Source organism: Pseudomonas sp. GW822-FHT01E03, from assembly GCF_058802985.1.
Genome location: NZ_JBXAOQ010000005.1, coordinates 292633 through 315831, shown reverse-complemented (window position 1 = coordinate 315831; position 23199 = coordinate 292633). Strand labels below are relative to the sequence as shown.

The following is a 23199-nucleotide window of genomic DNA, read 5'->3' as shown; positions in this document are numbered from 1 at the left end:
ACAATCCGAAAGTCTAAACCCTCAATCTCCACTGATTGAAACTGCAACTCTAATCGGCCTCGACCAAGACCCGCCTAAACTGACACCGTACAGTCTTATTTCCCCTGTATACTGCCCTCTAGGCAGATCAGGATTATCAGCCTTGGAATACTCAATCACGATGTGCATATCCGCACCATTGGAGCAATCCTGTGCAGTATTCAAAGCAACACTGACACATGTTCCTATTGATTTTTTGCCTTGCAGCTTGACTTTGTATGGTGTTCCTGAGCGATCCATAAGAGTCGCAGTCAAAGCCGTTGTAACGGGATGCCCTGCGCCTATTTGCAGTTGAACCGGACCTTCATCGGCATGATATGCAAGTACACCAACCATGCTGTCTCTCGGTGGTCGCTGCCTGGCAATAGTTAGTTTAGCTGCTGCGTAATTACCAATACCAGCCAATATCATCCGTTCGCCATCGAAAGGAGGACTGTAGATAGACATTCTTTCAGCGTTTTCACGCCATACACGGGCCATATCCGCTGTAGCGGCATTTCCTATAGGTAAACCATGAGCATCACGCACAGCGGGTGTTGAGTAATACGGGTTAGCATTCCCGCATTGAGCAGTGAAGGTTTTTCCGTTCGCAAAGCCATATCCATAGGGGATTATACCTCCGCCATCATGCTGGCAATGTATTCCGCCCGCGTTATGTCCTACTTCATGACGAAACGCCTCTCCATAAACATTGCCAATAGCAAACCTGCCTGGCGTATACGCCCAACCGCCTGCCGAGTCATCGGGATGACCTGAAAACACGCCATAGACCATATCCGGCTCGAATGTTTTCATACCCTCAGAAAAAATCTCGGGTAGCCGCCCTAAAGTCTGATTATTTCCCGGTGTGATCGAATAGTTATTTTCAACAACTTGCACCCCAACCAATTTCAGAGATACATTTGTTACAAGCGAATTACGCAAAGCCAAATTAACGCTTTCCACCTGCGCTAATGCATTGGCATGAGCATCTCCACCAGCGGCCTCAACCGCAGAACGTGAATACCCAATGAGCATGTCGATGACATAGGGTCCTGCCGAAGCTGGCGACTTCGGCACAACGGTATTTGCGTCTTCCACTACCATATCCGGAAGCGAATAATCTCGTTTTGGGAAAGGAGTAAAGCGACTTTCACCTTTACCCTTGACAACAAGCAAACCATTGTTTCCGGGTTGTTCAATTACAGCAGTCAACCCACCGTTACCAGACCTGACTGTCACCAATGAGCCGACAGACTTGTCCGGCATCAATAGATTCCCGCTCTCAACGGTATAACCATCAATCACATTAGAGCTCGACCGTTCAAACACCCCCGGTTTAATCAAATCCGCATACAGTTGCTCCGTCGATTTACTCGCAACATTCTCCACAACCCAGCTTTTCACCCCACCCGGATCAGGCGGCGATGTATGGGCACAGGCACCCAGCAACACAGCCAACGACACAATCAATAGCGCTGAAGAAACACGCCGTATACAACGCACACCTGCAGTCTTGAACATGGTTCGTCTCCCTGAATAACACGATCAGTGCTGTTCGACTGACCTCGTCCGGGGCCACTGCAGTCTTTGAGCATTGAACGTGCTTTTTCAGGGGAGCGAAACTGTCAAAGTTGACAGGTCAACGAGCCACCTTCAGCAACAACCGGCTCGCAGTCTTTGAAATCACCCGCGATCCTTGCCCCGCAACATGCTGTCCAGCACATCATCCCGCCGCACCCAGCCGTGAAACAACGCGGCCGCCAAATGCAGCAACACGGTCAGAAACAGCAGATACGCCAGATACCCATGGGCCTTGCGCAAAAACGCAAACAGCTGGGCGTTCGCCGGCACGATCGACGGCAACTGCAGCGAACTGCTGAGCATCACCGGTTCGCCCGACGCCGAAATCATCGTCCAGCCCAGCAGCGGCAAGACCAGCATCAAGGCATACAGCAATACATGCGAGGCCTTGGCCGCCATCGCTTGCCAACCCGGCAAATCCGCCGGCAGCGGTGGTTGCGTGGTGGAGAACCGCACCACCAGCCGCACGATCACCAGCAGCAAGATCGCGACACCCAAAGGTTTGTGCAGATTGATCAGCCATTCATGCCGTTCGGACACCGAGGCGACCATGCCGGCACCGATAAACAGCATGGCGATGATCATCAGTGCCATCAGCCAGTGCAGCAGTCGCGCCAATGGAGCGAAGTGGTTGGGTTGGGTGCTCATTGCTGGGCCTCCTGTTTGGCGGCGGGCAACTGGCTGACTTCGCTGGTGCGACGCAGGTAGGAATTGGCGTAACCGGCTGAACGAGCGGCGAGCAACGGGTCGTCGGATGCTTCGATACCGGCGGGTAAAACCAGCGGGTCGTAATTGATGTCACGGCATTCGCCATTGAGTTGCGGCTGGGTTTTTTCCAGCACCAGCGTGCCTGCGTTCAACACTTTGCGCCCTTCAGGCCAGGCTTTGCTGGCGTCGTTCACGGGATCGCCGGGATTGGCCAGGATGATATTCAACTGCCAACGCAACGGTCCTGCGGCTATACGCTGAACCAGGTCTTTCTCCAGAAAGTCGCTGCCCTCGGGCGCCATGGCACCCGACGCATCCTGCGCTACCGGCACCATGCTCCAGCGCACAGCCTGGCGTTGTCCGGCAGCGTTCACCAGATAAAACGCGTTGACGCTGTTATAGGTCTCGGTGACGTAACTGGCTGACGGTTTGGCGGTCTTGATCCAGGCCAGAAATGGCGCAGCTTCCGGATGCGCACCGAAAAACGCCGGAACCGCGGTCGGGTTCGGCTTGCCCGTAGCCGGGTCCGGTGACTGCGCCTGCTGCAATTGATAGAACGCCTCGGGCGTGCCCACCGGGAACACCGGCATGCTGTTCATCCCCGTGCGCCACTGTTGGCCGTTGGCCTGGGTGAAGCGCAAGGCCATGCTGCGGATCGGCACGGCACTGTCCGGAGCGTAAGGATTGCCGGCCGGCAAGGCGAAACGTCCGACCACCGGCGTCCGAGCTTCGTTGAACACCTGGGCGGTGGAATAGCTGCGCGCCTCACCGCTGCTCTCGAAATGCCCGATCACGCACACGCCTTTGGAATGGTTGCGACGGAAACCCGGATGCACGCCGTTGTTGGTTTCCAGCACGTTGATCAGTTTCTTCGGAGTCAGGCGCTGTGGGTCAAAGGTGCCGTTGACGTAGGCAAACGCCCCAGCCAAGGCGGCAACGACCACAGCAATGCCAGCCAGACGCAACGTCAGGCTTGCCGCACTCAAGGGTGGCCGGGTTGGCGGTGATGATCGATCTACCATGAAAGACTCCAGGGCCATCGGCCACAAGTGAGAAGAATCAAGCAGACGCACCGCATGCAGGTTTATTCCCACGCGCGGTGTTTATTTTTTCTGACGTGGAATAACCTCCGGTACCGGACGTCTTCCTAGTCCCAAGCGTAGTGACTAGTCAGAACTTCATGAACGATATCGACGAACAACTGAGGGAAATCATTCCAGGATTGCGACGGTTCGCCGTGTCGTTGACGCGCAACACCAGCAGCGCTGACGACCTGGTGCAGGCGAGCCTGGAGCGGGCACTCTCGAGTTGGGCTGGCAAACGCGCCGAGGGCGACTTGCGCGCCTGGCTGTTCTCGATTCTCTATCGGCAGTTTCTCGATGCCCACCGTCGCTCCCGGCGCTATGCGCGCATGCTCGAATTCTTCACCAGGCGTGACGATGCCCAGCCCTCGGTGGAGCGCACCGTGATTGCCCAATCGACCCTCAACGCCTTCGACCGGCTGCCCACCGAGCAGCGCGCGCTGCTGCTCTGGGTGTCGGTGGAAGGTTTGAGTTACAAAGAGGTCGCCGAGATTCTCGACATACCCACCGGCACCGTGATGTCCCGCCTGTCCCGAGCTCGCCAGGCCCTGCGCCAACTCAGCGATGGCGAAATCAACCGCCCTTCCCTGCGGAGACTCAAATGATCAGCATGCCCCCCAGCGAACGTGACCTGCATGCCTACGTCGACCACCAACTGAGCGACGCCGACCGACGCCAGGTGGAGACGTTTCTGGCCGGTAACCCGCAGATGGCCGCGCAAGTGCGCGCCTGGCAGCAGGATGCCCAGGCACTGCGCGCAGCGCTGAGTGGTGCCTTGCAACAACCGTCGAACCCGGACCTGGATCCGGCGGTTATACGCCAACGTCTTAAACGCCAATCCCGTAGACACCTGGCCAGTGCCGCGGTGCTGTTCATCGCCGTCAGCGTCGGCGGTTTCAGCGGCTGGCAAGCGCGGGAGATGACACTGGCGAGCCCCCAGCTTCCAATGACCGATGCGCTGCAGGCGTATCGCCTGATTGCCCAGCAAGGCCTCCTGCCGGCGGATTTCAAAGTCGGCGACGACGGTGACATGCAAGGCTGGCTCGACCGCTACTTCACACAGGCCAACCGCCTGCCCGACCTTTCGGATGCCGGTTTCAAACCGGTCAGCGGGCGCCTGCTGAGCACCGAGCAAGGCCCGGCGGCGATGGTGGTCTACGAGAACCAGAGCGGGCAGAAAATCAGTTTCTACGTGCGCCCGCCAGGGCCGAAAAACTTCCTGCTGCCCAGGGGCAGTCGCAGTGATGGCGAGTTGCAGGCCGAGTACTGGTCGGGAAGTGGCTACAACTATGCGATGGTCAGCCCGGCGGATACACCAGCGGCACGGATGCTCAAACAGACCACTCAATTCTGATCGCCATCCAGCTGCTTTTTTTGTGGGAGTTTGCGGTGTTCCTTCAGAGCCCAGTGACGGTGGCCCGGAATATGCCGACACTGCTGGAAGCAGATTCCCTGCTCTGGTTACACTATGGCGCCGCAGCACAAAGAGCCTGCCCGTACACCAGAGGTGATATCCCAGTGGCCGTTCGACCGCCCAGCCGTTCGCGAATCAAATCGCGCTGGCAAACGTTGCGTCGCCTTCTCGGCAAGGCACCGGCGCCCGGTAGCGCCGCGACAGGCCAAGTCATCCACGACTACTTTCGCCATCAGGCCCATGCCCAGGGTTACACCCTCAGTCACAGCCAACAGCGGGTGATCGACTGCATGGCCCGGCATGCCTGCATGCTGATGGGCACTGCGGCGAAACCCCTTCCCGGCCTTTACCTGCATGGTGCCGTGGGGCGCGGCAAAAGCTGGCTGCTCGACGGGTTTTTCCGGGCCATTCCCCTCGCGCAAAAACAACGTCTGCACTTCCATCATTTTTTCGCCCAACTGCACCAGGGCATGTTCGAGCACCGCGATCAGGCCGACGCCCTGGCGATCACCCTCGATGAACTGCTCAGCGATTGCCGGGTGCTGTGTTTCGATGAGTTCCATGTGCACGACATCGGCGATGCGATGCTCATCACCCGGTTGTTCAAGGCACTGTTCCAGCGCGGCATCCTGTTGCTGGTCACCTCCAATTATCCGCCCGAAGGCCTGTTGCCCAATCCGCTGTACCACGCCCGCTTCAAACCGGTGATCGACTTGATCAATACGCGCATGCAGGTGATGGAGGTCGGCGGGCCCCACGACTACCGCAGCCAGGCCCGAACCCATGCGCATCAGTTGTTCACTCAAGGTCACTACGTCTGGCCGGCGAGCGTGGCGCAACGACAATCGCTGAACCTGCCCAGGCACAATGCCCCGCCTGTTTCGTTGCCGGTAGGTACCCGGCATTTGCGAGCACGTTTCTGCGAAGGGCGCGGCGTCGGTTTTACCTTCACCGATTTGTGCGATCAGCCCACGGCGGTGATGGATTATCTGGAGCTGTGCCGCCAGTTCGACCGCTGGATCATCGATGAACTGCCACTGCTGGGCGATTGCACGATTGCCGCCCAGCAGCGTTTTATCAATCTCATCGACGTGCTGTACGACCAGGACAAGCAGTTGACGTTGCTCGGGCAGCACTCATTGCGCGAAAGCCTGGGTGGCGATGCCATTGATCTGGCGCGCACGCGCAGCCGATTGGGACAACTGGTCGAAGTCAGCGAACCGGTCTGATCGATAGCTTTTTGTTGTATTGAGGGGCCTCTTCGCGAGCAAGCCCGGCCCCACATCTTTCCCGCTATCATGTCGCCCATTTCCAGGGCCCCGCGCCCTCCTCTAGGTTAATGGCGAATCTGTTCATGCATACCCTTGCTCAATTGCGCGCCGGCGAGTTGTCGGGCATCACGCGGCTGGATCTGGCCGAGGGCCTGACCGAGTTTCCCCGGGAGATCTTCGATCTGGCGGATTCGCTGGAAGTGCTCAACCTCAGCGGCAATGCTCTGAGCGCGTTGCCAGAGGACTTGCATCGCCTGTCCCGTTTGCGCGTACTGTTCTGCTCCGATAACCGTTTCACCGAGTTGCCGGCCTGTGTTGGCCAATGCGCTGCACTGACGATGATCGGCTTCAAGGCCAACCGTATAGCCCACGTGCCCGCAGCGGCACTGCCACCACTGCTGCGCTGGCTGATCCTGACCGACAATTGCATCGAGACGCTGCCGAGCGCGTTGGGAGAGCGGCCATACCTGCAAAAGCTGATGCTTGCCGGTAACCGCCTGCAGGCGTTGCCGGAGTCGATGCACAATTGTCATCGGCTGGAGCTGATCCGCATCGCCGCCAACCAGTTCACCGACTTGCCGCAATGGCTGCTGACGCTGCCAAGCCTGACCTGGCTGGCCTACGCCGGTAATCCGCTGGAAACCGAAGCCGATGCCGCCGCCCTCGATGCCACACCGCGCATTGACTGGTCGGCATTGCACCTGGAGAAAAAACTCGGCGAAGGGGCGTCCGGAGTGATTCATCAAGCTGTCTGGCAACCGACCGACCAACCGGCCATGCCAGTTGCGGTGAAGCTCTACAAGGGCGAAATGACCAGCGATGGCTCGCCGCTGCACGAGATGAACGCCTGCATCACCGCGGGCCTGCACCCGAATCTGATTCGCGTCGAAGGGCGGATTGTCGATCACCCGCAACAAACCGCCGGGCTGGTCATGCAGTTGGTTCCGCCGAGTTTTCGCAACCTCGCCAGCCTGCCGAGCCTGGCGTCGTGCAGCCGCGACATTTATGCCGAAGGCTTGCGTTTCAGTGCGGCGGTGGCGCTGCGCATTGCCTCGGGCATTGCCTCGGTGGCCGAACACTTGCACAACCACGGCATCACCCATGGCGATCTCTACGGGCACAATATTCTGTGGAATGAACAGGGCGATTGCTTGCTGGGGGATTTTGGCGCGGCGTCGTTCCACAGGATTTCCGACAGCCTGGAAAGCCGCGCCTTGCAGCGGATCGAGGTGCGGGCGTTCGGGGTGTTGCTGGGCGAACTGCTGGAGCGGGTCAATTCGGGGTTGAGCGACGAACAGCGTGGGGTACTGGAAGATCTGCAACAGCGTTGCTGCCAGCCGCAAGTGCTGCTACGGCCGGGGTTCAGCGAAATCGTGCGGCAATTGGAAAGTCTGTGACCGCTGCGCGGTCAATCGCGAGCAAGCTCGCTCCCACAGGGTAGCGCTAAACCTGTGGGGGCGAGCTTGCTCCGGGCGGCGATCCGACGATGACGGTCTGTCAAACAACATGACCGTCATTGACACAAAGACTTAACCCGCCAACCCGACAAACATGTCCTGCACGTCGTCGTGGTTATCGAGGCCTTCGAGGAACGCTTCGACTTCCGCCATCTGCTCATCGCTCAGGCCGCTGACCGGGTTTTTCGGCTGGTAGCCCAGTTTGGCCGACAGCACGGTGAAGCCTTGTTCCGGCAGGGCTTTCTGCACCGCGTCGAGGTCGGTCGGTTCGGTCAGGAACAGGGTTGCACCCTCTTCACCCGGCTCGAAATCCTGTGCACCGGCTTCGATGGCGGCCATTTCCGGATCGGCATCCGGGGTGTCCGGCGACGCTTCGATCATGCCGACGTGGTTGAAGTCCCAGGCCACCGAACCGGAAGCCCCCAGCTGCCCCTTGCGGAACGCCACGCGGATCTCGGCGACGGTGCGATTGATGTTGTCGGTCACGCACTCAACGATCAACGGCACCTGATGCGGGGCGAACCCTTCATAGGTCACGCGATGGTATTGCACGGTTTCGCCCAGCAGGCCCGCGCCCTTCTTGATGGCACGATCCAGTGTTTCCTTGGGCATCGAAGCTTTCTTGGCCTGTTCAACCACCAGGCGCAAGTGCGCGTTGGTAGCAGTATCAGCGCCGTTGCGCGCAGCAATGGTGATTTCTTTCACCAGTTTGCCGAAGATCTTGCCCTTGGCATTGGCTGCCGCTTCTTTGTGTTTAACCTTCCACTGTGCGCCCATTTCTCACTCTCTTATCTGTGGCATCTGTGGCGCCGAGACATCTATTGGCCGACGCTTTGCACAAGTTTATACGGCCTAAAGTTGGCAATCGACCAAAAAATCCCGACTTGCATCGACATCTTCACCAGCGGTTGTAGGGCAATTCGGAAATGTCGCTTTACCGTACCCGCAATGCGCCGGGGTTTCGTACGCTTTGCACCCTACTCCACAGCGGTAGCGCGTTCGATGCACAACGACAAGGATAGTCCCACCACCCTGACGCTTCTCGAAGACGACCTGAGCTTCCAGGTGGTCCGGTTCAGTGGTCATGAAGCTCTCAACCAGCCCTATCGATTCGACATCGAGGTGATCGGGCTGGCACCAGCCCTGAACCTTGAGCGATTGCTGCACCAACCGGCGTTCCTCGAATTCGGCCACGATCAAGGCATTCATGGCGTGCTGGACAGCGCCAGTTGTGAACATCGAAGCGGGCACCGGGTCGCTTACAAGCTGGTGCTGGTGCCTCGTGTCCAGGTGCTGGAACAGCAACGATGCCGACGTATTTTCCAGCACGCCAGCGTGCCCATGATCCTGCGCCAATTGCTGGAGGAACATGGGTTGCCCGCCAGCAGTTATCGCTTTGAACTGGCAACCAGGCACTATCCCCTGCGACCTTTTTGCATTCAGTACGAAGAATCCGACCTGGCGTTGCTGCAACGGCTGTGCGAGGAAGAAGGCATTCACTATCACTTCGAGCATCAACGCGACGGCCATGTGCTGGTGCTGGCCGACGACAGCTTGAGCTTTCCCCAAGAGCCACTGCTCATGTCGATGAGCGGCGGCGCCCCCGGCGAACACCAGGAAACGGTGATCAGCGAACTGTTCCAGCGCCATGACGCCACGCTCTCCCCTGTGCGTCCAGGCGCCAGGAATCCGGGTGCAGCGGACATCAGCGAAGGCGCAGCCAATCACTCGTTCGCCACGGCGAGGCACTGTCCCGCTGGCGAGCAACAACATCGCGACCAGCTCAGCCGTCGACAACTGGAACGCCTGCGCTGCCGTCACCAGCAGATCCACGGTCAAAGTAGCCAGGGGGCATTACGCAGTGGCCGGATCCTGCAAGTGGCCGAGCACCCGCTGGCGAATTTCAATGATCAGTGGCTGGTTACCGAAATCCGCCATCAGGGGTGTCAATCATCCATTCTGCTCGACGACACACCGGGCATGGCCTCGGGTTACCGCAATCAATTCAGCGCCATCCCCTGGTCGACGGAGTTCAGGCCAGCGCTCAAACAACCCAGGCCGAGTATCCCCGGGTATCAGCCCGGTCGCGTGTGCGGCCCGGTCGGGCAACCGGCGGCAGTGGACGAGGATGGCCGGGTTCAGGTGAACCTCTGGCCCGCCACCCAACCAGCCGCAGAAGAGTCCAACGGCCTGTGGCTACCGCTGGCACTGACCACCGCCGAGGACTGGATCGATCCGGCCCGCTTGCCCGTGGCTGGCAGCGAGGTACTGGTGATTTTCCTCGACAGTGACCCGGATCGCCCGGTGCTTTGTACGGCCATGGGCCCTCGGCCACAACCTCACCGCCCTCACCCGCATGAGCCCCGTGGCGATACCCGCCTGCTGTTCGACTGGCTGCTCACCCGCTCGGACCCTGCACCCTGACGCTCAACCCTTGTCAGCCTTGCCGGCTGCAGCAGCGAACTTCGCCAGACGCACGTCCAGATGCCGTGGCCGATGCCCGTGATCTTCCGCGCGCTCCTTGCGGCGGATGGCGTTGCGCACCATCAGCGAGCCGATATAGCGAATCGGCTCCGGCGGGAAAAAACCCAGAGGGCCATTGACCAGCGGCGAACGGGTCCAGGGGTTGTCCAGGCCTTGAACCATCGACGCCAGAATCTGCCCGCCCATGTGGCAGGGGCCGACGCCGCTGCCGGAATAGCCGAAACCGTAAAACACATTGCCACTGGCGCTCATCTGCCCGAAGAACGGCAGCCCGGTCACCGATCGATCCGATGGACCGTTCCAGGTCGCCTCGACCTTGACGCCGGCAAACGCCGGGAAGAAATCCGCGAGACTGCTCTGCAACAGGCCGGCATAAGGCGATGGCTGATCGAACACCGGCAGCATGCGCCCGCCATAGGCAAAGGTGTTGCCGCCCTTGCCGAGCATGATCCGGCCGTCAGGCGTGTTGTGGTAGTAGTGCACGAAAATCCGCGAATCGAGCACCGTGACGCCGCTGGTCAGGCCGATTTCGTCGAGTAAATCCGGCCGAGGTTCGGTGATCAGCATGTCGCTGGAAACGATCGCCACGCTGCGTTCGAACTGCGGGAACGCCCGGGCCATCCAGGCGTTCATCGCCAGCACCACGCGGTCGGCGCGAATGCTGCCCTTGGGGGTTTGAATGCCCGCCGGCCGGCCCTCCTCCAGCCCGGTCATCGCGGTGTTTTCATGAATCCTCACCCCCAGCTGCAGGGCTACCCGGCGCAAGCCACGCACCAGTTTGCCTGGCTGCACACTGGCCGCGGCCGGGGAAAACCAGCCTTCCAGGTGTTTGCTGGAACCGGCCATGCGCTGCACATCGGCCACTGGCCGCTGGGTGAACGAGTTGATGCCATTGCGCTCCAGCGCCGCGATCACAGCGTCGGTCGAGCCGACCTGAGCGCGATTGGTCGCGGTGTAGAGGGTGCCATCGAGGCGGTAATCGGCGTCCACCCCATACTGTTCGCAGAAGGCGCCGATGGCATGGATGCTGCGCTCCGACTCCTTGACCAGACGCACGGCTTCTTCGACACCGAACAAACGTTCGAGGGTGAAATACTTGGCCGACCACGACAACGCACAACCGCCATTGCGTCCACTGGCCCCGGCACCGCAGATGTCCGCTTCGATCAGCAACACATCCAGTTCGGGGTTCTGCTCCTTGAGCATGATCGCGGTCCACAACCCGGTGTAACCACCGCCGACGATACAGACATCGGCGCGGGCGTCGCCTTCCAGTGGCGGACAGGTTTCGGATGCATCAGCCTTCAAGGCCTGGTCCAGCCAAAAGGGTCTCATGGGGTCAATCTCCGGTCAGTGGCCCACACGCCGGCCTGCCGCAGGTGCAGCAGGCGACGAGGGACAGGATTCAGGTACGCAGGGGTTTGATGGTCATCGCTTGATTGGGCACGTAGGCGAAGTGAGTGCCCAGGCCACCGGGGCGGCTGTTCCAGTGCGGGATCAATACCAGCGCCGAGAACATGGCGCAGCCGGCGAAGACGATGAACACGGTAACGGTGTCGAAGTAGCCCGGCAGCAGCCCGCCGAGAATCGCCCCGACCGAACCGCAGCCGTTGACGAAACCGGCTGCCGTGGCGCCGGCCTTGGCGGTGCCGAAGTCGATGGCGGCCGCGCCGCTGATCATCGAGTCCGGTCCGTAGAGAGTCAGGCCCATGACGAACAGCAGCGCCACCACCAGCAGCACGCTGCCGGTATGCAGGGCGCCCATGAAAAACGCCAGGGACACCGTCAGCGCCAACAGGCTGATCACGCAGGCCGGCATACGCCGGGCGCCGAACAGTTTGTCCGAGGCCAGGCCAATCAGGATCGGCCCGAGCAACCCGGCCAGCTCAAACGCAGTCGGAATGATCGCCGCACCGACCTTGCCCACCGAAGGCATCTGTTCGAAGACGATCACCGGCCCCCATAGCAGAATCGCGTAGCGCGCCGGCTTGAGCATGAAGTACGCCAATCCCAATACCAGCACCGTGCGGTTGCGCAGGATTTCCTTCAAAGGCTCCCACATGCTGATTTTGCTTTGCGCCTCGGCTTGTTCGGCGGTCAGCTCAGGCTCCGGCTCCACCGCCGGCAAGCCGACGTCCTCCGGTTTGTTGCGTTGGAAAATAAAAAACAGCACGGCGACCAGCCCAACCACCGCCGCACTGGAAATGAACGCCGCATGCCAGCTGCCGATGAGCGTGTACGCCCACCAACCGGCAAACGGCGAGGCTACCAGACCGCCAAAGGCGTAGCAGGAACTCCACAGGCCCAATACCCGTCCGCGTTGCTCGGAGGGAAAGAAGCTGCCGAGGTTCTTGCACAGCCCCGACCAACCGGTGGACTGCGCCAGGCCTTGTATCAGCATGCAGGTAGCGAAAATCGGTAACGTTGCGAAGTTGCCCATCACCAGCGCCGCGGCGGCGGAAATCAGCAACCCGCCGAGCACCACAACTCGCGGGCCAAAACGGTCTGCGAGGATGCCCCAGGTGAACTGACCGACGGCGTAAGCCGTCAGGTAGATGGCGTCGAGGTTGGCCATGGCCATTTTGTCGAGCATGAAGGTCGGGTCTTCGCCAATACCGAGCTTGGCGACCGAGAATGCTTTGCGGGTGAAATAGAACGCGGCGTAGGCGAGCCAGGTGATCGCGAAGATCTGCACGCGCCAACGCTTGATGGTGCCGATGTGCTTGTTCATTGTGGTTCTGACCTCAGGGTGTGAGTGTGCCGGCAGAATTGGAAGAAAACGCCTGTGTTTTTATTGTTGAGCACTGCGATATCGCCCTGTCCCTACGGCGGATACCGGTCAGATGAGTCCTGTAGTTGCACGCACAGGCTCATGGCACCCGCTGCTGTTCGACTGACCAGTCAGCGGGGCTGAGGTGGATAAAAACAATTACTGATTAATAAGTGAAATCGATTTATCGTATTTCAAATATAAGTTCAGCTTGTTACTGGAGATTCCCATGTCGGTGTCCCACGCCCAGCTCAAAGCTTTCCACGCCGTGGCGGTCCATGGAAGCTTTACCAAGGCCGCCGAACGCCTGTTTCTGACGCAACCGGCGATTTCCGACCAGGTGCGCAAGCTCGAAGAGCGCTACGGTGTTTTGCTGTTTCACCGCAACAAACGCTCGGTGCGCCTGACCGATCTGGGCGAGCGTCTGTTGAGCGTTACCCAGCGGCTTTTTGTGATCGAGGCGGAAGCCCAGGAACTGCTTCAGGAATCCCAGGCCCTGCAGACCGGCAGCCTGATTCTGGCAGTGGATGCACCGGTGCACGTGCTGCCGCAGATTGCCCGGTTCTGCGAACGCTACCCCGGGATCAGCGTGAAGATCGAAACCGGCAACACCGACGAGTCGCTTTTTCGACTGTTCAACTACCAGGCCGACCTTGCATTGCTGGGCCGTGATGTCAGCGATGAACGCCTGATTTCACTGCCCCTGCGCAACGACCCGATGGTGGCGTTCGTGTCGCGCAATCATCCGTGGGCCGACCGCGAATCCATCACCCTCGCCGACCTCGACGACACGCCACTGGTGTTGCGGGAAATCGGTTCGGTGACCCGGCAGACGCTGGAGGAGGAAATGGCGGGGGCCGGGTTTCGCATTCGGCCGGCGATTCAGGTTGAAGGTCGCGAGGCAGCTCGGGAGGCAGTGGTGGTGGGGATTGGGGTGGGCGTGGTGTCGGCTGCCGAGTTTGGCGCGGATTCGCGTGTGTGTGCGCTGCCGATTATCGATTGCAAACGCAGGCTGACGGAAACCCTGGTGTGCTTGCGCGAGCAGAGTTCGCGGCGGGTGGTGGCGACGTTTCTTGAGATGGTGCGCGAGAGTCTTGTGTAGGCAGGTCCGGCCCCATCGCGAGCAAGCTCGCTCCCACAGTGGTGGTGTATCGTCTGAATAATCTGTGGTCGACGCAAATCCCTTGTGGGAGCGAGCTTGCTCGCGATGCAGGCAACTCGGTCTACCTGACTGGCGCCAACCCGAAAAACGCCTGAATCAAGCGCAAGTCCCGCCGCCGCTCCATACAACCAATCATGTGCCGGTTTACCAACCCCTCGCCAATGATCGGTACCGCCGCCACCCGTGGATCGTGGCTGACCTCCACCGACGACACCACCCCCACCCCCAGTTCGGCGGCCACCGCCTCGGTCACCGCTTCGCGGCTGTCCAGTTCCAGCAACACCCGTGGATTGACCCTGGCCTGGGCGCAAGCCTCATCGAAGGTGCGCCGGGTAATCGAACTCGGTTCGCGCAGCACCATGATCACCTGATCCAGTTCCTTGAGCTGCACGCCTTTAGTCTTCTGCGCCCAAGGATGCCCGTCGGGCACCAGTGCGCAAATCCGCGATTCGTTCAGCGCCTGAAGATGCAGGCCCTTGCGCGGCTCGACCTCGGTCAGCACCGCCACGTCGGCATGTTCGGACAGTAGCGCCGCCAGGGTTTCCTGGGCGTTGCCCAGGCGCAGGTTCACCGTGATCCCCGGATAACGCGCCCGCAGGCTGGCGAGCATCGGCATGACCATGTGCGGGCCGTCCGCCGCCACCTCCAGACGCCCGGTCAGCAATTGCCGGTTGGCTTCGAGCATCACCTGCGCCTCTTCGGCCAGGCCGAACATCGCCCGGGTGATTGCCGCCAGTTTGGTGCCCTCCTCCGTCAGCTCCACCCGTCGGGCGGTGCGGCGCAGCAGGGTGATCTGGTAGTGCTCCTCCAGGGCCTTGATGTGCCCGGTGACCGCCGGCTGGCTGATGAACAGCCGCGCCGCCGCCCGGGTAAAACTGCCTTCCCGGGCCACGGCATCGAAGGCGCGGAGCTGAAACAGGTTCATGAATAACCCTCACTGATGGCTGGCATAACAATAAACAATTTGATTGATAACACGGCAAATTGCAATTTAAGCCCCGTAGCTTCATCCCATCGATTGCGAGGACACGAGAATGAGTACTGCCGAACCCATCCTGCTCACCCCCGGCCCGTTGACCACGTCGCCCCGCACCCGTCAGGCGATGATGATCGACTGGGGTTCATGGGATGACCGCTTCAATCAACTGACCGCCAGCCTCTGCGAGCAACTGCTGGCCATCATCAACGGCACTGCCACCCACCACTGCGTGCCTTTGCAAGGCAGCGGCACCTTCGCGGTCGAGGCAGCGATCGGCACGCTGGTGCCTCGGGACGGCAAGATTCTGGTCCTGATCAACGGCGCCTACGGCAAACGCCTGGCGAAAATCTGCGAAGTACTGGGCCGCTCCTTCAGTACCTTCGAAACCGCAGAAGATGAGCCGACCACCGCCGCCGACGTCGACCGCCTGCTACGTGCCGATCAAGACATTACCCATGTCGCCCTGATTCACTGCGAAACCAGTACCGGCATCCTCAATCCGCTGCCAGAGATCGCCCAAGTAGTGGCGCAACACGGCAAGCGCCTGATCATCGACGCCATGAGCTCCTTCGGCGCCCTGCCCGTGGATGCGCAGCAAGTGCCGTTCGACGCACTGATCGCCGCCTCGGGCAAATGCCTGGAGGGCGTGCCGGGCATGGGTTTTGTCTTCGCTCGCAAAGAATCCCTGGCCAGCGCCGCCGGCAACTCGCATTCGCTGGCGATGGACTTGCAGGACCAGCACGCCTACATGGCCAAGACCGGCCAGTGGCGCTTCACCCCGCCGACCCATGTGGTCGCGGCGCTGCACGAAGCCCTGCTGCAATACAACGAAGAAGGCGGCTTGCCGGCGCGGCACGAACGCTACGCCGCCAACTGCCAGGCATTGATGGAAGAGATGGGCAAACTGGGGCTGCGCAGCTTCCTGCCGGCGGCTATCCAGGCGCCGATCATCGCCACCTTCCACGCCCCGAAAGATCCGCGCTACGCGTTCAAAGAATTCTACGAGCGGGTCAAGGCCAAGGGCTACATCCTCTACCCCGGCAAACTGACCCAGGTCGAAACCTTCCGCGTCGGCTGCATCGGCCATGTCAACCCGGCGCAAATGCGCGAAGCGGTGGCGGCGATTGCCAAAGTGTTGCGCGAGATGGAAGTGCTCGACATCTAAACCACACCACATTCCCTGTGGGAGCGAGCTTGCTCGCGATGAGGCCCGATCAGTCGACACACATGTTGAATGTAAGACCGCTATCGCGAGCAAGCTCGCTCCCACAGAAAAGCTGAATGTCCGAATAGATCGATATCACAGGAATCCAAACGCCATGAACTACGCCAACCCAACCAAGCTGCAAGCCGCCATCCTCGACTGGGCCGGCACCGTGGTCGACTTCGGCTCCTTCGCCCCGACGCAGATTTTCGTCGAGGCTTTCGCCGAGTTCGACGTCCAGGTGTCCATCGAAGAGGCCCGTGGCCCGATGGGCATGGGCAAGTGGGACCACATCCGCACCCTGTGCGATCTGCCGGAAGTTGCCGAGCGTTATCGCAAAGTGTTCGGCCGCACGCCGACCGACGATGACGTCACTGCGATCTACCAGCGTTTCATGCCGCTGCAGATCGAAAAAATCGCCGAGCACTCGGCGCTGATTCCCGGGGCACTGGAGACCATCGCCAACCTGCGCCAGCAAGGGATCAAGATCGGTTCCTGCTCCGGTTACCCGAAACAGGTCATGGACAAGGTGGTCGAACTGGCTGCCACCAACGGTTACGTGGCCGACCACGTGGTCGCCACCGACGAAGTCCCAAATGGTCGCCCATGGCCCGCCCAGGCGCTGGCCAACGTCATCGCCCTGGGCATCGACGATGTCGCCGCGTGCGTGAAGATCGATGACACCGTGCCGGGCATTCTCGAAGGCCGCCGCGCCGGCATGTGGACCGTTGCGCTGATCTGCTCGGGCAACGCCCTGGGCCTGGACTACGAAGGCTATCGCGCCTTGGGCTGCGACCAACTGGACAGCGAGCGCAAGCGCATCCACGGGATGTTCGAAGGTTCACGCCCGCATTACATGATCGACACCATCACCGATCTGCCGGAAGTGATCGCCGACATCAACAAGCGCCTGGCCAACGGCGAAATGCCACAGTCGAGCTAAAAAACGCAACGCCCCCTCCTGTAGGAGCGAGCTTGCTCGCGATGGTCTCAAGAATGCCGCGGTTACCCAGTGGGTATGCGTCATCGTTGGCGACCATCGCGAGCAAGCTCGCTCCTACAAGGTTTTTCTCTGCCTTTACCCGAACCAGAACACCCAGCGACCAATCGCCTCAGGCAAATCCGGTGAAACAGGATTACAGTTAACGCACACCGTCGGACAAGAACGGTGGCTTTAAACCGGACCTCTGAGGAACACCCCATGCCGTGGAAAAACTCTGAGTCGCGCTACAGCACCGTATCGATCGCGCTGCATTGGCTGATGCTGGTCCTGCTGGTCCTGGTTTACGCCTGTATCGAGTTTCGCGGATTCTTTCCCAAGGGCAGTGGCGCGCGCACGCTGATCGTCGAATCACACTTCATGCTCGGCCTGACCGTATTCGTTCTGGTCTGGCTGCGATTGTTCGCACGCAGCCTCGGCCCGGCGCCGCAGATCTTCCCGGCCTCGCCGCACTGGCAAACGACACTGGCCAGGCTGATGCACTGGGCGCTGTACATTTTCATGATCGTCACGCCGATTCTCGGGTGGCTGGTCACCAGCGCCAAAGGCAATCAGGTGATGTTCTACGGTGTCGACCTGCCGATGCTGGTAGCGGAAAACAAGGACCTGGCCAAACAGCTCCAGGGCTGGCATGAGCTCGGCGGCACTATCGGCTATTGGCTGATCGGCCTGCATGCCGTGGCCGGGCTGTATCACCATTATGTGGTGGGCGATAACACATTGCTGCGGATGATGCCCAAGCGGGTAAACCGCGACGCCTGAACTTGACCGCTCCCACATTGGTTTTCGGTGACTTTCAGGTTTGTGAATTGAATCCCCGCCACCCCTGCAAGCCGCCAGTGTGGACGAAGATCAGCCGCGTGCCCCGGGCGAACTTGCCCGCTTCCACTTGGTGCTTGAGTGCCAGCAGTGCCTTGCCGGTATACAGCGGCTCCAGTGGAATATTTCCCGCCTGCTCCGTCTTTTCAATAAAGTCGAGCAGCAACGGATCAACCTTGGCAAACCCGCCGCGACTGGCCTCGAACAGCTCATACACTGCATCGACCACCCCCGCTTCCTGCACGATCCGCTCGACCTGCTGCGCCACCCCGTGGTCATCCGGCACCGCCAGGGCACCATATACCGGATGATCCCCCGCTTCGGCCAGCACCAGGCCGGCCAGGGTCGTGCCGGTTCCGCAGGCCAGCCACCAGCCGTCATAGTCACTCCAGCCCAAGCCCGCCAATTGGGTACAAACCCTGGCCCGCAATTGCATGCAACCTTCAGCACCGGGTAATCCACCTCCCCCTTCAGGCACCGGATGCAATGTCGGGTAGCGGGTTTGCCAGGGTTGCCAGAAACCCGCTTCATGCCTCGCTCGATAGCCTGCGTAGCCCAGCCAGTGCAACTCCATGCCGAACGCCTGCAAGTCCTTGACCGTCGGGGTTTGCTGAGGATGCCCGCGCAACAGGCCGACGGTGGAAAAGCCCAATCGCTTGCCCGCCGCCGCCAACGCATGAAGATGATTGGAGTGCGCGCCACCGAGACTGATGATGCCTTCGGCACCCAGACGGTCGGCGGTCTTCAGGTGTTCGATGAGCTTGAACCATTTGTTGCCGCTGATCAGCGGATCGATCCGGTCCAGCCGCAGGACTGCCACTTCGATGCCGGCTTGAGTGAGCCAGTCGAGGTGAAGGGGGTCGAGGGGGGCCTGGGGTAACCAGGTGGAGGGAGGGAGAAGCATTGGCGCCTGATTGAGCTAAAAAAGAAAGTACATTCTAGTCGCTCAAAGGCAGCCATCGCGAGCAAGCTCGCTCCCACCTTCGATCTGCTGAACGACACAGATTCAGTGTGGGAGCGAGCTTGCTCGCGATGGCCGTTGGCACGCTTGACCGGTCTGTTACAACTGCGCCGCCAACCGCGACCCCTGATTGATCGCCCGCTTGGCATCCAGCTCTGCCGCGACATCCGCGCCGCCGATCAGGTGCACGCTCTGCCCCGCCGCCGCCAGGCCGTCATGCAACTCGCGCAGCGGATCCTGCCCGGCGCAAATCACGATGTTGTCCACTGGCAGCACCTGGGCTTCGCCGGTTTCGCCGATGCGGATGTGCAGGCCTTCGTCGTCGATCTTCAGGTATTCAACGCTGTTGAGCATCTGCACCTGTTTGTTCTTAAGGCCCGTGCGATGAATCCAGCCGGTGGTCTTGCCCAGGCCGTCGCCGACCTTGGACGTCTTGCGTTGCAGCAGGAACACCTCGCGGGCCGGCGCATGGGGCGCGGCCTTGATACCGGCGACGCCGCCGCGCGCTTCAAGGTGTGTATCGATGCCCCATTCCTTCCAGAACGCGGCGCGATCCTGACTGGTGGCGACGCCTTCATGCACAAGGAACTCGGAAACGTCGAAACCGATACCACCGGCACCAATCACCGCGACGCGCTTGCCGACCGGCTTGCGCTCCAGGATCACGTCCAGGTAGCTCAGCACCTTGGCGTTTTCCACCCCTGGAATGGCCGGCACACGCGGCGCAATGCCGGTGGCCAGAATGATTTCGTCGTAGCCGCCCTCGACCAGCCCGGCCACGTCGACGCGGGTGTTCAGGCACACCTCGACGTTGGTGGTCTGCAACTTGCGGTTGAAGTAGCGAATCGTTTCGTAGAACTCTTCCTTGCCTGGAACGCGCTTGGCAATGTTGAACTGACCGCCGATTTCGCTGGCCGAATCGAACAGCGTCACCTGATGGCCACGCTCGGCGGCCACGGTCGCGGCGGACAGACCGGCAGGGCCGGCACCGACCACGGCGATTTTCTTCAGTTGCTGCACGGGCAGATAGTTGAGCTCGGTTTCGTGGCAGGCACGCGGGTTCACCAGGCAACTGGTCAGCTTGCCGCCGAACGTGTGGTCGAGGCAGGCCTGGTTGCAACCGATGCAGGTGTTGATTTCATCGGCACGACCTTCAGCGGCTTTGTTGACGAAATCCGGGTCGGCGAGGAACGGCCGTGCCATGGACACCATGTCGGCATCGCCCTCGGCCAGGATCTGCTCGGCGACTTCCGGGGTGTTGATACGGTTGGTGGTGATCAGCGGAATATTGACCGAACCCCGCAACTTGGCCGTAACCTTGCTGAACGCCGCGCGCGGCACTTTGGTGGCGATGGTCGGAATCCGCGCTTCGTGCCAGCCGATACCGGTGTTGATGATGGTCGCGCCGGCCTGCTCGATGGCCTTGGCCAGTTGAACGATCTCTTCCCAGGTGCTGCCGCCTTCAACCAGGTCGAGCATCGACAGACGGAAAATGATGATGAAGTTCGGGCCTACCGCTTCACGCACGCGACGAACGATCTCCACCGGCAGGCGCATGCGGTTTTCATAGCTGCCACCCCAGCGGTCGGTACGGTGGTTGGTATGGGCGGCGAGGAACTGGTTAATGAAATAACCTTCGGAACCCATGATTTCCACACCGTCGTACTCGGCGGTTTGCGCCAGTACCGAGCAGGTGACGAAATCGCTGATCTGTTTCTCGATGCCTTCCTCGTCCAGCTCCCTGGGCTTGAACGGGTTGATCGGTGCCTGGATCGCACTTGGCGCAACCTGTTTCGGGCTGTAGGCATAACGACCGGCATGGAGGATCTGCATGCAGATCTTGCCGCCCGCGTCATGCACGGCACGGGTGACGATACGGTGCTTGAGCGCCTCTTCTTCGGTCGTCAGCTTGGCTGCGCCGGAATACACGCCACCCTCGTCATTCGGGCCGATACCGCCGGTGACCATCAGGCCGACACCGCCACGGGCACGCTCGGCAAAGTACGCCGCCATGCGCTCGAAGCCACCCGGTTTCTCTTCAAGGCCAGTGTGCATCGACCCCATCAGGGTGCGATTGCGCAGCGTGGTGAACCCCAGGTCCAGCGGAGCCAACAGGTGCGGGTATTGAGCGGCGGTCATCGGTAACTCCACATCGAGCGATCACGGAAAGTGCGGGAGCTCTGCGGCCCCCATCAGTCATGTTCGACAGACTAAGAGTCGTGCCGTCATCCCTCAATGACCGTAAATGACAACTTATTGATCGAAATGAGCAGCAACATTGGGCTATCAGTGATCATGCCCAAAACCCGAAGTAAACAAATGCCATGGCCGCGGCTACACCCCACGCGGTCAACGCCATTACCGTTGAATGATGCGGTAACCGGGATTCGCTCAACCGCTGCAATCCGGATTTCGAAAACCCGGACTGGTCATAACGGCAATACTGGATTGCCCGGTAGGTGTGTCGGATGCCTAGCAACAGAAACAGGGTGATCAGGCCAAGGACCAGTCCACGCGTAATAGCCGGTTTGACCAATAGCGCAAGGTGATCCTGCTCGCAGGCGGCGCTGTCGATTTCCTCAACGGTAATACGCTGATCATCCGTCGAAGTGCGCTTTTGGCCAGTCTGGTTCGCCGCCAGTTGCTCCAGATCCAACACCTGATACTTCCATAGCGTTGGCGATCCTTTTCGGCAGAAGGTAAACGCGGCAGGACTTGAGACGGCGATAATACCAGCGTCGTCGATATTCAGTTTTTTCAGCGTTTCCGTGGCGGACCTGGTGAAGTCCAGGTCGAAGAGTGGAGTCACCCCAGTAGCAAAAGCCGCGATCGAAACCAATAGGCTGCTCAAGACGCAGATGGCTGAAATGTTCAAGGCAGGGTTTCCTTTTTTCCATTGTTTTTTGATTTCGCCGCTCGGTTCCAACCTGTTTGATGAGTTCCAGTACGCTGCTGGCCCCCCCGATAACGGATGGTATTGCGGACAAAACCCCGGAGAGTGAAAAGAGAAAGGGAGGGCATCCATTGCCCTCCCCTCCGTGGTTCACGCTCCCTGCGACAGTCCTTATCAGGACCTCAAGAGGCCAGAATGAAGTCTGTGGCCGAGAGGGTGTTTGGATCTCCCACACCTACCAGGGTGATGTTGCCAGCTCCGAAGCTGAGCATCGTATCCGCACCGAGATCGACGACGTTGAAACTGCTGCCAAAGGTCGCCGCCGTGATGTTGAGCGCGGCGATATTGAGCAGATCCTGCCCTCCCGCAGCGTCGGTATCGAAGCCGAGGATCCGGTCATTGCCGAAGCCCGCGCCGAACACGAAGATATCGTTGCCACTGGCGGCATTCATCGTGTCGTTGCCGGCACCGCCCGCAACACTATCGTTGCCCGCACCACCATCAAGGTTGTCGTCGCCCAGGCCGCCCAACAATGTGTCGTTGCCGCCAGCACCGTTGAGGGTGTCATTACCCACCCCAGCGGTCATGACGTTGTTCGACGCGTTGCCGGTGCCGACGAAGTTGCCGACTCCGGTGAAGAGCAGATGCTCGGCATCGGCGCCCAGTGTGTAACTGTTCAGCGACGTCTGTACGGAGTCCTCACCGCTACCCGCCACCTCGACCACCGCGTCCGCGGCGGAATCGACGCGGAAGGTATCGTTGCCGACTCCACCTTCCATCCGGTCAGCCCCTACAGCGCCATCAATGACGTCGTTGCCGCTGCCACCCAACAGCGTGTCGTTGCCAGCACCACCGTTGAGGCTGTCATTACCGGCCCCGGCGGTGATGATGTTGTTCAACGCGTTGCCGTTGCCGACGAAGTTGCCGGCTCCGGTGAAGAGCATATGCTCGACATTGGCACCCAGTGTGTAGCTGTTCAGCGTCGTTTGTACCGAATCGGCACCCTCACCCGTCACCTCGACCACCAGGTCCCCGGCGGAATCGACGCGGAAGGTATCGTTGCCGACTCCGCCGACCATTGCGTCATTACCCGCACCACCCGTGAGGACGTCGTTACCGGCTCCACCCATCAATGTGTCGTTGCCGCCAGCGCCGTCGAGGCTGTCATTACCCGTCCCACCGGTCATGACGTTGTTCAACGCGTTGCCGTTACCGGTGAAGTTGCCGGTTCCGGTGAAGAGCAGATGCTCGACATTGGCACCCAGTGTGTAGCTGTTCAGCGTCGTTTGTACCGAATCGGCACCTTCACCCGCTGCCTCGACCACCAGGTCCCCGGCGGAATCGACGCGGAAGGTATCGTTGCCGACTCCGCCGACCATTGCGTCATTACCCT

General features: G+C 60.4%; 20 protein-coding genes. 9 read left to right on the top strand and 11 right to left on the bottom strand.

Annotated elements, in window-relative coordinates:
• Positions 1–21: 21 nt before the first annotated feature.
• From AC1RP7_RS12690 to AC1RP7_RS12680, 3 genes are all read right to left on the bottom strand, one after another.
• A complete protein-coding gene (locus AC1RP7_RS12690) occupies positions 22–1542 on the bottom strand; it encodes a hypothetical protein (protein ID WP_493180750.1) in 1521 nt (506 codons plus the stop codon).
• A gap of 162 nt (positions 1543–1704) precedes the next feature.
• A complete protein-coding gene (locus AC1RP7_RS12685; protein ID WP_057714120.1) occupies positions 1705–2250 on the bottom strand; it encodes a cytochrome b in 546 nt (181 codons plus the stop codon).
• Positions 2247–3332, bottom strand: a complete 1086-nt coding sequence (locus tag AC1RP7_RS12680; RefSeq protein WP_493180749.1) for a catalase family peroxidase — start codon at positions 3330–3332, stop codon at positions 2247–2249. The genes AC1RP7_RS12685 and AC1RP7_RS12680 overlap by 4 nt, the downstream gene beginning before the upstream one ends.
• Before the next feature lie 158 nt (positions 3333–3490).
• On the opposite strand from AC1RP7_RS12680, the gene AC1RP7_RS12675 reads away from it, so the two are divergent.
• The 4 genes from AC1RP7_RS12675 (at position 3491) to AC1RP7_RS12660 (ending at position 7474) form a co-directional block, all read left to right on the top strand.
• Positions 3491–3997 (top strand): sigma-70 family RNA polymerase sigma factor, encoded by a 507-nt coding sequence (locus AC1RP7_RS12675; RefSeq protein ID WP_493180748.1) that lies wholly within the window; start codon positions 3491–3493, stop codon positions 3995–3997.
• Positions 3994–4746: an anti-sigma factor family protein gene (locus AC1RP7_RS12670; RefSeq protein WP_407515654.1), complete on the top strand. Its 753-nt coding sequence runs from the start codon at positions 3994–3996 to the stop codon at positions 4744–4746. The genes AC1RP7_RS12675 and AC1RP7_RS12670 overlap by 4 nt, the downstream gene beginning before the upstream one ends.
• A 164-nt stretch (positions 4747–4910) precedes the next feature.
• Complete coding sequence (gene zapE, locus AC1RP7_RS12665; protein ID WP_489338886.1) at positions 4911–6035, top strand: cell division protein ZapE; 1125 nt, start codon at positions 4911–4913, stop codon at positions 6033–6035.
• Positions 6036–6160: 125 nt separating this feature from the next.
• Positions 6161–7474: a leucine-rich repeat-containing protein kinase family protein gene (locus tag AC1RP7_RS12660; RefSeq protein ID WP_493180747.1), complete on the top strand. Its 1314-nt coding sequence runs from the start codon at positions 6161–6163 to the stop codon at positions 7472–7474.
• A 132-nt stretch (positions 7475–7606) separates the two neighbouring features.
• Here AC1RP7_RS12660 and AC1RP7_RS12655 read toward each other — a convergent pair whose 3' ends face one another.
• Positions 7607–8311, bottom strand: coding sequence for a YebC/PmpR family DNA-binding transcriptional regulator (locus tag AC1RP7_RS12655; RefSeq protein WP_056854673.1), 705 nt, complete (start codon positions 8309–8311; stop codon positions 7607–7609).
• A 225-nt stretch (positions 8312–8536) separates the two neighbouring features.
• Here AC1RP7_RS12655 and AC1RP7_RS12650 point away from each other — a divergent pair, with 225 nt between their 5' ends.
• On the top strand, positions 8537–9958 hold the full coding sequence (locus AC1RP7_RS12650) for a type VI secretion system Vgr family protein (protein WP_493180746.1): 1422 nt from the start codon (positions 8537–8539) through the stop codon (positions 9956–9958).
• A gap of 3 nt (positions 9959–9961) precedes the next feature.
• Here AC1RP7_RS12650 and AC1RP7_RS12645 read toward each other — a convergent pair whose 3' ends face one another.
• Positions 9962–11353 carry an FAD-dependent oxidoreductase gene (locus tag AC1RP7_RS12645; protein ID WP_493180745.1) on the bottom strand — a complete coding sequence of 464 codons (1392 nt, stop codon included), beginning with the start codon at positions 11351–11353 and terminating at the stop codon, positions 9962–9964.
• 70 nt (positions 11354–11423) lie between these two features.
• The gene (locus tag AC1RP7_RS12640) at positions 11424–12749 is read right to left on the bottom strand and encodes an MFS transporter (RefSeq protein WP_057714112.1); all 1326 of its coding nucleotides are present in this window, start codon (positions 12747–12749) and stop codon (positions 11424–11426) included.
• Between the two features lie 268 nt (positions 12750–13017).
• Between AC1RP7_RS12640 and AC1RP7_RS12635 the strand changes: the two genes are divergently transcribed.
• Positions 13018–13890, top strand: coding sequence for a LysR family transcriptional regulator (locus AC1RP7_RS12635; RefSeq protein WP_057714111.1), 873 nt, complete (start codon positions 13018–13020; stop codon positions 13888–13890).
• A gap of 121 nt (positions 13891–14011) precedes the next feature.
• On the opposite strand, the gene AC1RP7_RS12630 is transcribed toward AC1RP7_RS12635, so the two are convergent.
• A complete protein-coding gene (locus AC1RP7_RS12630; RefSeq protein WP_154861372.1) occupies positions 14012–14875 on the bottom strand; it encodes a LysR substrate-binding domain-containing protein in 864 nt (287 codons plus the stop codon).
• 109 nt (positions 14876–14984) lie between these two features.
• Here AC1RP7_RS12630 and AC1RP7_RS12625 point away from each other — a divergent pair, with 109 nt between their 5' ends.
• From AC1RP7_RS12625 to AC1RP7_RS12615, 3 genes are all read left to right on the top strand, one after another.
• On the top strand, positions 14985–16094 hold the full coding sequence (locus tag AC1RP7_RS12625) for a 2-aminoethylphosphonate--pyruvate transaminase (RefSeq protein WP_493180744.1): 1110 nt from the start codon (positions 14985–14987) through the stop codon (positions 16092–16094).
• A 154-nt stretch (positions 16095–16248) separates the two neighbouring features.
• On the top strand, positions 16249–17076 hold the full coding sequence (gene phnX, locus AC1RP7_RS12620; protein WP_102671614.1) for a phosphonoacetaldehyde hydrolase: 828 nt from the start codon (positions 16249–16251) through the stop codon (positions 17074–17076).
• A gap of 258 nt (positions 17077–17334) precedes the next feature.
• Positions 17335–17895 (top strand): cytochrome b, encoded by a 561-nt coding sequence (locus AC1RP7_RS12615; protein ID WP_218496167.1) that lies wholly within the window; start codon positions 17335–17337, stop codon positions 17893–17895.
• A gap of 34 nt (positions 17896–17929) precedes the next feature.
• On the opposite strand, the gene AC1RP7_RS12610 is transcribed toward AC1RP7_RS12615, so the two are convergent.
• The 4 genes from AC1RP7_RS12610 to AC1RP7_RS12595 form a co-directional block, all read right to left on the bottom strand.
• Complete coding sequence (locus AC1RP7_RS12610) at positions 17930–18856, bottom strand: 1-aminocyclopropane-1-carboxylate deaminase/D-cysteine desulfhydrase (RefSeq protein ID WP_493180743.1); 927 nt, start codon at positions 18854–18856, stop codon at positions 17930–17932.
• 156 nt (positions 18857–19012) lie between these two features.
• On the bottom strand, positions 19013–21052 hold the full coding sequence (locus tag AC1RP7_RS12605; protein ID WP_489338892.1) for an oxidoreductase: 2040 nt from the start codon (positions 21050–21052) through the stop codon (positions 19013–19015).
• A gap of 154 nt (positions 21053–21206) precedes the next feature.
• Complete coding sequence (locus AC1RP7_RS12600; RefSeq protein WP_349735504.1) at positions 21207–21938, bottom strand: hypothetical protein; 732 nt, start codon at positions 21936–21938, stop codon at positions 21207–21209.
• Positions 21939–21988: 50 nt separating this feature from the next.
• The coding region (locus AC1RP7_RS12595) for a calcium-binding protein (protein ID WP_493183988.1) at positions 21989–23199 on the bottom strand (1211 nt) is incomplete at its 5' end.